Origin of the sequence: Microbacterium resistens (assembly GCF_031456305.1) — a bacterium.
GTDB classification, from domain to species: domain Bacteria; phylum Actinomycetota; class Actinomycetes; order Actinomycetales; family Microbacteriaceae; genus Microbacterium; species Microbacterium resistens_A.
In genome coordinates, this window is the sequence record NZ_JAVDUM010000009.1 from 16619 (window position 1) to 29087 (window position 12469).

A 12469-nucleotide genomic window follows, 5' to 3' on the forward strand; every position below is an offset into this window, starting at 1 on the left:
GGGAACAACGTGCCGTGGCCATCGCCCGAACCCCCACCGCCCCGGGGCTTACCGCCCGTGAAGTGTGGGGCATCGCCTGGCCTGAACTTTTCGGCCAGGTGGAACTCGACCTCGCCCAATCGGCGCTGATCTCTGACCTTGACCGGGCGTTGGACACACGCCCGTGGCATTTCGTCCGCACCGCCGTTGAGCGACTGATCGATACCGAGTCATGGTTCGGGAAGGCGGTCGGTGATGAGCTTCGACGCCGGCGCACTCCAGTTCAAGATCCAGACCGTCGGGGCACAGGTCTTCAAGCAGGACCAGGCTGACGCGTCCGCCGCGATCGAGAAGACCGGCAAAGCAGCAGCCACCGCAGCGCCTCAGGTTGACGCGCTCGGCACGTCCACGGACGAGACCGCCAAGAAGTCGAAGACGGCGAAGCCACCCCTCACCGAGCAGGCGAAAGCCACCGAGGAAGTCGGCGAGCAGTCCCGTAAGGCGAAGCCGAAGCAAGACGAGCAGACGAAGGCGACCGAGGCGCAGGCGGACGCGGCGAAGAAGCTTTCCGTCGCGCTGCTCGCCGCCGGGACCGCCGTCGCCGCGATGGTCACCCTCGCCGTGGTGAAGTCCACCGATTTCGACCAGGCGATGTCGAACGTCCGCGCGGCGACCATGTCGACCGTCGCTGAGCAGGAGAAGCTCGCTGACGCGGCCCTCGACGCGGGCGCGGACACCGCCTATTCGGCCCGTGAGGCTGCCGACGCGGAAGAGGAGCTCGCGAAGGCGGGCCTGTCCGTGTCCGACATCGTCGGCGGGTCCCTGAACGGGGCCCTCGCTCTCGCCGCGGCCGGGCAACTCCAGGTGGCGCGGTCGGCCGAGATCATGGCGACCACCCTCAAGCAGTACCGTCTCCCGGCGGAGCAGGCGTCGCACGTGTCTGACCTGCTCGCCGCTGGTGCGGGCAAGGCGCAGGGCTCGGTCGATGACCTCGCCCTTGCCCTCCAGTATGTCGGCCCTGTCGCCGCCGGGCTTGGGATCTCCCTTGAGGAGACCACCGGCACCCTCGCGCTCTTCGCATCCCAGGGGCAGTTGGGTGAGCGTGCCGGCACGGGCCTGCGTGGCGTGCTCATGTCGCTCACGTCCCCGTCGGCTCTCGCGGCGAAGACGATGGCGGAGTACAACGTCGAGATCTTCGACGGCGGCGGGAAGATGAAGTCCCTCGCCGCGATCTCCGAGCAGCTGAAGGGCGCGTTCGGGGGGCTCACGGAGGCGGAACGGTCCGCCGCACTGGGCCGGATCTTCGGCAACGAGCAGATCACCGCCGCCCGCGTCCTCTACGAGGGCGGTGCGGAGGCTGTCGAGAAGTGGACGGACGAGGTCAACGAGTCCGGGTATGCGGCCCGTCAGGCCGCGATCCGTCAGGACAACCTCGCCGGCGACATCGAGAAGCTCGGCGGCGCGTTCGATACCGCCCTGATCAAGTCCGGTTCTGCCGCGAACGATGTCCTCCGGGCTATGGTTCAGGGGCTCACCGAAGCTGTCGACATGTTCGGGGAGGCGCCCGCGGTCGTCCAGGGAACCGCCCTGGTCCTCGGCGTTGCGGCCGGCGCGATGCTCCTCTTCGCCGGCGGGGCGGTCGGCGCGCGCGTGAAGTTCCTCGAACTGAAGGCACAGCTCGACGAGACGAACATGAGCATGACCCGCACTGCCGTACTCGGTGGTGCTGCGGGGCTCGCGCTCACGGGGATCATCACCGTCGTGGGGCTGCTGATGGCCGCTCAGGCGGAGGGCCGTGCGAAGGCCCAGGCCTACGCGGACACCCTCGATCAGGCCACACTCCAAGTCACCAAGAGCACCCGCGAGATGGCCGCGTCGAACCTTGCCGCGAAGCGCGACTGGTGGGTGTTCGACGGCCGAAGCGTCATCGACAACGCGCGCATGCTCGGCGTTGGTGTCGACATGGTCACGGACGCCGCCATGGGCAACGCCGACCAGATGAAGGCCCTCAACGACGAACTGTCGCAGTACACCTTCGGGACGGAAGAAGCCACCAAGAAGGCGGAAGAGCTTGGGATCAGCCAGGTCGAGCTCGGCAACATTACCGACGACGTCCGCCAGGCCGTCCTCGGTGAGAAGAGCGCTCAGGCCGAGTCGATCGAGGTCGCACGCGACAAGAAGGATGCCACCGCTGAGGGGGTTGACGCGTCGAAGTCCGCCGCGGACGCCTACATCGCTGAGGCGGATTCCGTTGAGGATCTCTCGTCGAAGCTGTCGAAGCTGATCGACACGATCAACAAGGCGAACGGGGTCGGGCAGGACGCGATCACGTCGAACATCGACTATCAGGACGCACTCGCCAAGGTCGATGAGCAGATCCAGAACGCACGTGACGGTGTTGATGGATACGCCGTGACCCTCGATCAGAGCACTCAGGCTGGTCGGGACAACATGGGCATGCTCGTCGATCTCGCGAAGAACGCGGCCGACGCGGCCGAAGCTCAGTACGCGCTTGATGGGAACACCGAGGCGTACAAGCAGAGGCTCGAGGATTCCCGGCAGGCGCTCCTGGACCGCATCGACGCACTGGGAATTCATGGCGAGGCCGCGGGGGCGCTTGCTGATCAGATCCTCCGCATCCCTTCGGAGACCGAGTGGAAGATGATCGCCGAGACCGCGGAAGCGGCGTGGACGATCACCGATTTCCAGAAGAACTACGGAACCTTGTCGGGGACGATCATCTACCGCGCCCAGCTCCCCGATCTGAACGGGGACACGTCGGGCAACGGCCGGATGGGGACCTACGCGGATGGTGGGATTGTCCGCTTCAACGCTGGCGGGAACATCTACCGCCCGGAGAACCATGTCGCGCAGATCGCCCGTGCCGGAGATGTGCGGATCTGGGCTGAGCCGGAGACCGGCGGGGAGTCCTACATTCCCCATGCGCCATCGAAGCGTGCCCGGGCCGATCAGATCATGGCCGAAACGGCATCAGTCCTAGGCGGGACCTACATCCCTGCCGGTGCGACACCGTATGCGTCCGGGGGGTTCGGGGCGGATGGGCTTGCGGCACCCGCTGTGGGTGTGACAGTCCAGTCCAAGGGTGGCATCGACCTCCTCCAGTACATCGACGTCCAGGTCCATCAGGGCCAGGAGGCAACGGCGAAGATCATCCGGAGGTCGTGATGGATGCTGGCGCGATCGTCCGGTTCGGGTCGCTCACCGCCTACGGGGACCGGTATCGGGGCCGCGGGTTTCACCTTGTGGATATGGAGGGGATGGTCAAGCCGCCTGCTGTGAAGCGGGAACGGCTTGACCGTCCCTCCTCGGATGGGCAGTTCACGACACCGTCGTTTCTTCGTGAAAGGGTGGGCGGCTTCTCCGGGTTCTGTGTCGCTCCCACCCACACGGTGTTGGAGACGATGGCGGACCGGCTGCGCAACCTGATCACCCAGCAGATCACGGTCACCCTCGAGTACCCGGGTGTCCGGATGCACGGGCAGGGTGTGGTCACCGACGTCCAGTTCACCCCTCACGGGTTCGCCCCTGAGGGGACGTGGATGGTCGAGGTCGAGTTCGATGACCCGTTCCTGTACGGCGAGACCCGCACGTTTCCTGCCGGGGTGGAGGCGATCCAGCGGGGCACACGCCCGGCATGGCCCGTACACACCGTCACCGGGGCGAGCTTCTGGGGGTACACCATCACCGGCCCGTCAGGCCGGCGGATCGCGGTCACCCGCCCCCTGGTCGCCCTGCATCCGCACACGATCAACACCGCGACTGGGGGTCTCCTGATCGATGGTGTGCGGGTGCAGGGCGGTGTGACCGTCTGGGAGCCGTGGACCATCGGCCCGAGCATCCCCGGCGTCACACACACCCTCTCCGCGGAAACCACAGCCTCCCTGACGACGGCGGTCACCGACACCTACGCGTAGAGGGGGGTGCCGTGGACTATCACGTTGAAGTCAGCGACGGCATCACCGGCACCACGATCGACCGGATACCCGTCACCCGTTTCACTTGGGAGCGTCTGCTGTCCGCGGGCGGTGATGGGCAGGCGACGATCCCTCTCGGGGGTGCGTTCAGCACGGCCGCGCTCCGCGACCTCACCCGCCCCTGGTCCCGAAAGCTCTCCCTCCACAGGTTTGGGCGGGTCGAGTTTGACGGGTACATCACCAGCCGGGCGTACAACCGCGGGTCGAACACGATCACCGTAGGGCTCGGTGACCTGTGGTCGCTGCTGCGCCGCCGCATCGCCGTGGATCACTCCGTCTCGGGTGCGGAACGGTGGCAGGCGACAGTGACCGGGTCGCTCGCCGTCCAGGCGAACGCTGCCATCGTCTGGGCTCGGGACACCTACACGGGGATCCCGTGGGCGTCTTTCCCGCTCACGATCCCCGGGCATGGTGTCGAACCGGTCGTCACCCGCACCTACTACGGCTACCACCTCCGGACCGTGATGGAGCACATTCAGACGCTCATGGACGAAGGCCTGGACGTGTACTTCCGCCCGTGGGTGCCGTTCGCGGGCACCATCGGCTGGTACATGCACGCCGGTATCGGATGGACCTCAGGTGTCACCTGGGACGCCTACGCGACGGCCGCACGCGGGGATGTCACGAAGCTCTCCGTCACGGAGGACGCCTCCCGGGTCATCAACAACTCGATCCGCGTCGGTGAAGGCAGTGAGGTGGACATGCTCACCCGCTCCAACGTGAACGCAACCTCGGGTCTCCCCCTCCTGGAGCGGGTCACCCAGTCGAAGACGATCTCCGACGGCCCGCACCTCGAAAAGCTCACCCTCGAGGACCTGCGCATGTACGGCGGACCTACCGAACAGTGGGACGTCGCCGTGCCCGCAGACCACCCGGTCGATATCGGCGACACCATGAACATCCTCATGTCCGGCGACGCATGGGTCCCGGACGGCCAGTACTTCCGTCGGGTCGTGAAGACCAGCGGCGACCTGGCCGGGGTGAAGACCATCGGACTACAACCAGTAGGAGGTGCCTGATGGGCGTCGACCATCCCGGGCTTGTCCAGCCGATCGAAGACCTGATCCGCAACATGGTCGCCTCCGCTGTCGCGACGATGCAGAACGCGGCCATCGGCCGTGCTGGCGTGCGCGTCTACGATGGCGGCTGGATCCTCATCGAGGACGGCGGGCTCTCCGTCACCGGCACCGCGGAGGTCTCCGGCACCCTGAGAGGCACCGGCACATTCGACTGGTCCGGAGACATGTTCCTCCGCGGATCCCAGTCCGTCACCGGACCAACCACCTACACGGGCTCCGTCACGATCAGCGGAAACACGATCATTTCCGGCACCCTAAATGTGACTGGCGCCAGCGCTTTCGGGAACACACTCGCCATCCTCGGTGCAACGACGATCAGCGGGGCGACGACACTGAACTCGGACCTATCGGTGGCGCTCGGACGAATCCTTGCTGGTGCAGTGACGATTACGCCCACGGGCGGCGGCCAGGTCCTTGTGGGGAACATCTCGATCAACGGCGGCGGCTCTTCCGGCGGAGAGGTCTACTCCTCCTCCCAGCTAGAGCTGAGAGGGGGAAGCGGCGTTCGGGTTATCGGCAAACTCTCCACGAGTGAGATCGTCACTCTCGGTGACGTGACCATCGCAGGTGACCTCGTTGCTTCGACTCTGGAGGTCCCCGGGGTAAAGAACTTCCGGATCGCCCACCCTGTAAAGGCGAACCACTGGCTACGGCATGGCTCCACGGAGTCGCCCATCTCTGGCACCGAGTACACCGGCCGCGCGACGCTTGATGAGTATGGGGAAGCCACCGTAGCGCTGCCGGACTACTTCGAAGCGCTGAACAAGATCGAGGGGCGGACCGTACAGACCACCCCGGTCGGCCGCCCGTTCCCCGCGGGCGCCGGAGAGGTCGTCAACGGGAAGATGACGCTGTATGGCGAGCCCGGACGGGACCTCTACTGGCTCGTCAAGGCGGAGCGCAGATGGGCTGACTTTGCCACCGAAAGCCCGAGGGCTGACGAAGACCCTGCGCCTACTGCTTCGTCTCCGGGCACATGAAGGTTTGAGCATGTGTCCCGATCACAACGCTTGTGAAGTATCGACCGTTGTCGCGGGGAACTTCCCCCTCGACCAAACGCAACGCGTCAATGTCGGGCGTGACCGCGAGAGCGTCACAGGCCGCGTGGCCGGCGGCGAGCAGCTGTTCATCCGAAGCATCGACAACGACTTGCATGTCAGTTCGCTTCCTCAGCTCAAAGAGAAATGTCGCCTCGACATCCGAGGGCGGCGGCGCAGGGGCGACGGTGAGCGGCGCGACGGTCGCCGTCGGGCTTGGTGTGCTCGCTCCGGGCGCTGTGGTCTCTCCTGCGGTCCCCGTGGGCGTACTGGCACATCCGGTGAGGGTGAGTAGGAGTAGGGCCGCTGTGGCGGTGTAGTGGGCGTGCGAGCGCATGGCCTGAGCATATCGACCCGCGCGGCGGGAGAGGAGTCCCAATGTCGACGGTTCAGGTGTACGGGAACGCATGGACGTTCGCGGGCGTCCCGATCCCGCCAGAGATGCACCCCGAGCTCTGGTTTCGGCCGAAGACGGAGGGCATCGGGTCGTCGGGCCTGCTCGTCGCGGTCGAGGTGAAAGCGAACCTCCAGGCGGACGGCGCGTTCACGGTGCAGCTGGAGGCGGACACATCCGTGTACTACCAGCCCGTGCTGCGGTGGCTGATCGACCCGACCGTGCAGCTCCCCGAGCGGTGGGACTGGCAGTACGCCGAGTGGGACTTCCTCGTCGTCCCCGGCAACGGCGGCAACATCAGCGACCTCGCGAACAACTTCCCTCCCGGCGCGATCGTCGCCGCATACGGGCCCCCGATCGTCGGCGGTCTGGTCTGGATCGATCTGCTGAACGTGACCGATGAAGGCGCCGCGGTGTGGTCGCCGGTGAGGAATGGACAGATGGTCGCAAGTCAGATGGTCCTTGTCGGTCGGCTCGCGTTGGCAGCCCCGGCGACGATGGCGATGGCGATCCGTACCCCCACCGACGCGCGGAACGCGGTCGATGAGCGGGTGACGGCGAAGATCGCTGACCACCCTGAGGTGGCTGAGGCTGCGGCTGAGGCGGTCACGGATGCGATGGCTGCCCAGCATCTCAGCTACTCGCTCGTGTGGGCGACGGCAGGCACCGTCGAGGTGGCGGGGACGGTAGCCGCGGCGACCGGCGCACCCGCATACACGGCGGCGGGCCGGTTCGGGACTGCCCTGTCGGCCGGGTCGGTGACGGCCTCCGGTGGCGGTGTGGTGGTGGAGCCCGGTTCGGGTGTGACCTACACGATCGAGGGGTGGGTGAAAGCCGCCGGCCTCCCCACCGGCGCGTCACGTCGCGTGTTCTTCGCTCTCAGCGGGCAGGGGCTCTACGTCGCGGGTGACGCAACGACCGGGTACGCGAGCGCCACGACGGACTCGAACCGCCGGTGGACGAGCACCACCAATATCTGTGACGGCGCGTGGCATCACATCGCGGTGACGTTCACCCGCGCATCCAACGCGACCACCGTGGTCGGGTTCTGGATCGATGGGGCGGTGGCATCGGGCGCTGCGGCCGGCACCCCGGTACCCGCCGCATGGGATTCCGCGGTACGCCTCGGCGGCCTGTCCGTCTCCAGTTCGTTCGACTGGTACGGGGCGGGGTCTGCGGGGCTGATCGATGAGGTCCGGATCAGCAAGACCGCCCGCTACACGGCAGCGTTCACACCCCCCGGTGCGGCCTTCGCATGGGACGCGAACACCCTGGTCCTCGCGCACATGAACAGCACCGCGTACTCGTATGCGGGGGTTGGGCATGCGTACCCGGCACGCCCGTCCGGAGCTCCCGGCGGCGCGGTGACCTACCTCGGCCCGGTGCAGCCCACCGACTGGCTGCCGAAAGATCGGTGGATCGAGGTGCCCGAATGAGCACGATCGCCATGACGGACCCGAAGATCGCGTACTCCCCGTACACGTGGAAGGTCACGGGGGCTGGGGCGAAGACGATCTGCGCGGGCGCGTACCTGAGCGTGTTCTTCACTGGCAACCCGAGCGCCCTCGCCGTCACGTTCGATGTGACGAATCAGCCGGCCGCGGTGTCCCGGGTCGGGATCCGGGTCGATGGTGGACCGTGGCAGGACTCAGCCGTCGCCGCGTCCGTGCCGGTCACGATGCCCTCGGGTGTGACCTACGGATCTCACCTGGTCGAGGTCGTCGTGATCGCGACGACGGAGAGCGCCCCACGGTGGGCGGCACCCCAGAACACGGCGGTCATCATCACCGGCATCACCGCCGACGTGACCGTCACAACCCGCGACGTCCGCAAGTACCCGCTGCGCGCGCTGTTGTTCGGCGACTCGATCACGGAGGGCGTCCGCGGCCTCCAGATGAACGCCGCCACCGACGTCCTCCGCAACGACTCCCGCACCGCATGGGCCTACCCTTTGCGGGCAGCGCTCGGCGCGGAGGTCGGGGTCGTCGGATTCGGTGCCACCGGCATCACCCGGACCGGGTCCGGCGGTGTGCCGAAGTTCCCGGACAGCCTCCCGTACCTGTGGGACACGGAGGCAAGGGACCTCACCACCGACCCCCCGGATGTTGTGATCGGACACATCGGCTCCAACGACCTCTCATCTTCGGACGCCACGGTCACTGCGGACACGATCACCCTCTGCAACTGGCTACTCGCGAACACCCTGTCGACATGCCCGATCCTGATCCTCCCCGGGTGGGTGCAACGGAAAGCGTCAGCGATCGAGGCGGGCGTGGCGGGCTGCGCGGACCCAGCCCGCGTGTCCTACATCGACACGACCGGATGGTGGAACACGGCGGACGCCTCCGACAGCCTCCACCCGTACGGGTACATCAACCTGGCCGACCTCAGCCCGCGTCTCGCGGACCTCGCCCGCGCGGCGATCGGATCCCGAGGCCCGTCCGGGCAGTACATCTGCGGCCCGGACGGCACACCCATCCCCATCTAGCCCAAGACAGCGAAGCCCCGCCGCCCCACGTAGGCGGGGCTTCGTCGTCCCTACGAAAGGACTCTCGATGACCGACTATCCGAACGGGGAGATCCCGCTCTCGGTCTTGGTGCAGGTGCCGGGGCAGGAGGGCGATGATGCCTGGCTGTCCGCCGCTACTTGCGGGCGCTGGCTCGCGCTCAAGCAGTACGTGTACGAGACCTGGGGCGTGATCATCTGGATCGTCCCGGGCTACAACGCGTACAGGCCCCTCGCGAATCAGGTGCACGCGAAGGAGCAGGCGTGCGCGGAGGGGCGCTGCCAGGACGCCGCCGACCCCGGCTGGTCCTCCCACGGCGGCAGGTACATCCAGCCGGGCAGCGATCGTGACGGGCAGGAATCTCTCGCGATCGACGTCGGCGGGTATGAAGTCCTCGACCGCGACGACTGGTACGCCGCCTGCCGCCGGCACGGCTTCGAGCCCGGGTTCTTCCCCTGGGAGCCCTGGCACATCATCGACTGGGATCCGCAGATCGGACTCCCGGGACCCACCAGCAGTACCACCCCTACGAGTCCTGAGGAGGACGAGATGACCATCAGCTACATCAACGTGCAGGGCCAGGCCGGACGTCGCCGCGGCGGCTGCTACGCCGTCATGCGCTCCAACCCGCCCGAGTCGCAGCTCTTCGCCCGATTCGTGAGCCCGGACCCGATGCCCGGAGTCCCGACGATCAGCGACGACCGCGCGCTGGCCGAGTGGGACGCGACCCTCCCCGGTCTGGCCTGATGCCCGAGGGGCACACGACCACACGCGCGGAGGTGGTCGCGCCATGACGGACGACTACACCATGCCCGAGGTCGTCCGCCTCCTCAAGACCCTCACCGTCGATGTCCGCGATCTGCGCGGCGATGTCCACGACCTCGGCTCCCAGTTCGTCACCCGCGCCGAGTTCGAGGCATGGCGGACCGCCTACGACCGGGAGCTCAAAGAGCTCAAGTCGACGACGGCCCCGGTCCGGTCCTCGCCGTGGACGATCGTGGGCGTCGCATCCGGCGCGGTCGTCGGCCTCGGCTCCCTGCTCGGCCTCCTCATCACCCTCATCAACGTCATCCCCTGAAGGAGGATCATGTCCACCCCTACCGAGATCACCCCCAACGTCGTCATCCGAAGCCCCCAGGTGCGCCTGGGCCTCGGCATCGGCCTCTACCTCCTGTCCGTCGCCGCCGGCATCGCCGCCTTGGTGTTCGCGTTCTTCCCGGAGATCGCGGCCGGCACCGACATCCCGACCCGGGTGATCGGCCTCGTCAACGCTGTCGTGTCCCTGGCGACGGCCGCGTTCGGTCTCGTCGTGACCGTCCCCAACGTCCCCCGACCCGACGCCAGCGTCCTCTTGCGCCGCGACCTCCGCTGACCCCACCCCCACACGACACCGCCCCGCTTCTCTTCGGAGAGGCGGGGCGATTTCGTCGTGTCCGGCGATCCCTGCTTACGCAGGGAGCAAGAGCCGGCGAAGAGCCGACCAGGATCGTCCCCCACGAGGTAGAGGCGGATCATCCCCGCGATGCGGGGAGCGTTCAGGTGGAGCCTACTCCTCAGGCTCGAAATGCACACGACCTGGTGCGACACGGCCTGGCTGCGGGGGCTGCCCGATCCGGGAGGGCTGGTCCTCGAATCGCGGCCGGGCTGCATGCCGGACGGTGCGGGTGATCCGGAGTACGCCCTGCACCTCGAGCCGGTGCCGGCGGGCGACGACGTCCAGGGCATCCCCCCGCGCGACCTCCTCCCGCACCGCCCTCTCCAGCTCCTGCGCCTTCGTGAGCCGAAGGATCCGAGGCGGGGAGCCTGCGGCGATGTGCTCCCGGATGGTGGGGAGGATCAGGGCTGGGCTGGTCACGGGTCGGGACCAGTCGATCGTGTCGTGGGTGATGATCCAGGACCCGTCGGATCCGATCGCCTGCGCCCGGGGAGGCTTCCAGCGCACCGAGTAGCCGGCAGGGATCTGCGCGGCGATCTCGGCGGGCAGGGCGGTCATGGCTCCTCGACCCAGAGGATTCGTGTCCCGTGCTCCTGGTAGCACTCTGCGGCGATGATCCTGTGCCACCGTGCGGGACGCCCTGTCTCCTGCCAGCTCGCGTCGTTGTCGGCCGGGCCGCCACGCCAGACCCGAAGCTCTGCCGGTGCCGCGGCGAGGGCAGCATCACGCGCGTCCGCGTACGCATCCTGGATCCCCCGCACCGCATCTGCGACGTCTGGCGAGATGGGTGCCTGGCCGGCCTTCATCTTCTGGACCATAGACCGGGACTTCGACAGCGCCCGTGCCGCGTCCGTGTCGTCACCATACCCGGTGGCCTCCAGCACCGATCGGAACGTCGCCGGAGTCATGTCGCCCATCAGATCTCTCTCCAGGAAGCGCGCACCGGCAGGAGACCAGCCGAGACGAGAGCACCGATCGTGCGGGCCTCATCGGGGGTGAGCACACCACGCGACACGTGCTGACTCTGCTCCCCCCAACCCTCACCGCCGGAGAGGCCACCGATCGTCGTCTGCACGACCGTCGCGGCGAGCCGGAGCATCCGCCCCTGCGTGCGGGAAGCGACCTCCGCGGAGACCGTGATCCCGAGCACTTCCGCGGACGTGTGACCGGTCCGTTCCTCACTGTCGAAGACCACCTCGACGATCGGGGACGCCTCCGCGATCGACGCCGCCAGGCCCTTGTCGACGAGTGCGACGACCGCGAGGACGCCAGCGGCCGACGACCCCGCATGCAGATCCATATCCATGATCCTCACAACCCCTCAGGCGTCCACGTGCATCAGCGCAGCGTCGTCGTACCGGTGTCCCTCGAAGAGCCCGTCCTCGCGGCGCTCCCGAGTGACCATCCGCACCCGATCCCCGACCTGGAACAGCCGGCTGGTGCGAGCATCCGCCGCCTCGCCGAGGCCCATCTGGATGCGTGCATCACCGACGATCACGACCGCGAACTGGCCCAGCTCGATCCGGTCGATGACCCCGTCGATCGTCCATTCGGTGACCTGAACCTCGACCGTCTCGGCGGGAAGGCCGGCCTCCTGGCGGGCGCGGCGTGCGGCGCGGGACTCCCGAACCGGCTGAGCTTCGGTGAAGGTAGTGGAGCTGATGCTCATGATGTGGACTCCTGTCCTGGTGAGGCGTGCCCTGATGGCTTCCTCCCGATATCCCAAGATTACACACAATGTGGAATGGGGGTCAAGGGGTGCGTCGAAGAATCCTCAGACTCGCCTCACCGTGAGGAGCTGATGCCCCTCCGGGACCCGCGCGCGGAGCGCTTCCATGTCCTCGGCCTCGATCTCGGTCACGCCATCACGGCGCACGATCCGCCGGGCGGGGACGGAGTCGATCTCCCATCCGGGCGGGACCTGCGCGGTGATCTCCGCCATCAGCTCAGGCAGGCTCGTCGCGGTGGTCTCGACGGTGCGGGTCTCGATGGGGCGGATGGAGCCGATGAGCATCCCTCCAGCGTAGGGCGGGGCACGGACAC

General features: G+C 67.5%; 15 protein-coding genes. 9 read left to right on the top strand and 6 right to left on the bottom strand.

Features of this window, described 5'->3' with window-relative positions:
• Positions 1-234: 234 nt before the first annotated feature.
• The 4 genes from J2Y69_RS10645 (at position 235) to J2Y69_RS10660 (ending at position 6033) form a co-directional block, all read left to right on the top strand.
• Positions 235-3165 carry a phage tail tape measure protein gene (locus J2Y69_RS10645; RefSeq protein WP_310020430.1) on the top strand — a complete coding sequence of 977 codons (2931 nt, stop codon included), beginning with the start codon at positions 235-237 and terminating at the stop codon, positions 3163-3165.
• 92 nt (positions 3166-3257) lie between these two features.
• Complete coding sequence (locus tag J2Y69_RS10650; protein WP_310020431.1) at positions 3258-3914, top strand: hypothetical protein; 657 nt, start codon at positions 3258-3260, stop codon at positions 3912-3914.
• 11 nt (positions 3915-3925) lie between these two features.
• Positions 3926-4993, top strand: a complete 1068-nt coding sequence (locus J2Y69_RS10655; RefSeq protein WP_310020432.1) for a hypothetical protein — start codon at positions 3926-3928, stop codon at positions 4991-4993.
• A complete protein-coding gene (locus J2Y69_RS10660; RefSeq protein ID WP_310020433.1) occupies positions 4993-6033 on the top strand; it encodes a hypothetical protein in 1041 nt (346 codons plus the stop codon). Before J2Y69_RS10655 ends, J2Y69_RS10660 begins: the two co-directional genes overlap by 1 nt.
• On the opposite strand, the gene J2Y69_RS10665 is transcribed toward J2Y69_RS10660, so the two are convergent.
• The gene (locus tag J2Y69_RS10665) at positions 6008-6427 is read right to left on the bottom strand and encodes a hypothetical protein (protein ID WP_310020435.1); all 420 of its coding nucleotides are present in this window, start codon (positions 6425-6427) and stop codon (positions 6008-6010) included. The two genes, J2Y69_RS10660 and J2Y69_RS10665, sit on opposite strands and share 26 nt — an antisense overlap.
• A gap of 41 nt (positions 6428-6468) precedes the next feature.
• Between J2Y69_RS10665 and J2Y69_RS10670 the strand changes: the two genes are divergently transcribed.
• The 5 genes from J2Y69_RS10670 to J2Y69_RS10690 all read left to right on the top strand — a co-directional run bounded on the left by J2Y69_RS10670 (position 6469) and on the right by J2Y69_RS10690 (position 10363).
• Complete coding sequence (locus J2Y69_RS10670; protein WP_310020436.1) at positions 6469-7920, top strand: LamG-like jellyroll fold domain-containing protein; 1452 nt, start codon at positions 6469-6471, stop codon at positions 7918-7920.
• Positions 7917-8972, top strand: coding sequence for an SGNH/GDSL hydrolase family protein (locus J2Y69_RS10675; protein ID WP_310020438.1), 1056 nt, complete (start codon positions 7917-7919; stop codon positions 8970-8972). The genes J2Y69_RS10670 and J2Y69_RS10675 overlap by 4 nt, the downstream gene beginning before the upstream one ends.
• 67 nt (positions 8973-9039) lie before the next feature.
• Complete coding sequence (locus tag J2Y69_RS10680; protein ID WP_310020441.1) at positions 9040-9738, top strand: M15 family metallopeptidase domain-containing protein; 699 nt, start codon at positions 9040-9042, stop codon at positions 9736-9738.
• Positions 9739-9781: 43 nt separating this feature from the next.
• The gene (locus J2Y69_RS10685) at positions 9782-10069 is read left to right on the top strand and encodes a hypothetical protein (protein ID WP_310020444.1); all 288 of its coding nucleotides are present in this window, start codon (positions 9782-9784) and stop codon (positions 10067-10069) included.
• A gap of 9 nt (positions 10070-10078) precedes the next feature.
• On the top strand, positions 10079-10363 hold the full coding sequence (locus tag J2Y69_RS10690) for a hypothetical protein (protein ID WP_310020446.1): 285 nt from the start codon (positions 10079-10081) through the stop codon (positions 10361-10363).
• Between the two features lie 174 nt (positions 10364-10537).
• On the opposite strand, the gene J2Y69_RS10695 is transcribed toward J2Y69_RS10690, so the two are convergent.
• From J2Y69_RS10695 to J2Y69_RS10715, 5 genes are all read right to left on the bottom strand, one after another.
• Entirely contained in the window at positions 10538-10984 is a 447-nt protein-coding gene (locus tag J2Y69_RS10695; protein WP_310020448.1) for a hypothetical protein, read from the bottom strand.
• Complete coding sequence (locus J2Y69_RS10700; protein WP_310020450.1) at positions 10981-11343, bottom strand: hypothetical protein; 363 nt, start codon at positions 11341-11343, stop codon at positions 10981-10983. The genes J2Y69_RS10695 and J2Y69_RS10700 overlap by 4 nt, the downstream gene beginning before the upstream one ends.
• Positions 11343-11726 (bottom strand): hypothetical protein, encoded by a 384-nt coding sequence (locus J2Y69_RS10705; protein ID WP_310020452.1) that lies wholly within the window; start codon positions 11724-11726, stop codon positions 11343-11345. The genes J2Y69_RS10700 and J2Y69_RS10705 overlap by 1 nt, the downstream gene beginning before the upstream one ends.
• A gap of 21 nt (positions 11727-11747) precedes the next feature.
• Positions 11748-12095, bottom strand: coding sequence for a hypothetical protein (locus J2Y69_RS10710; protein ID WP_310020454.1), 348 nt, complete (start codon positions 12093-12095; stop codon positions 11748-11750).
• Positions 12096-12200: 105 nt separating this feature from the next.
• The gene (locus J2Y69_RS10715; RefSeq protein ID WP_310020455.1) at positions 12201-12440 is read right to left on the bottom strand and encodes a hypothetical protein; all 240 of its coding nucleotides are present in this window, start codon (positions 12438-12440) and stop codon (positions 12201-12203) included.
• Between the last annotated feature and the right edge of the window lie 29 nt (positions 12441-12469).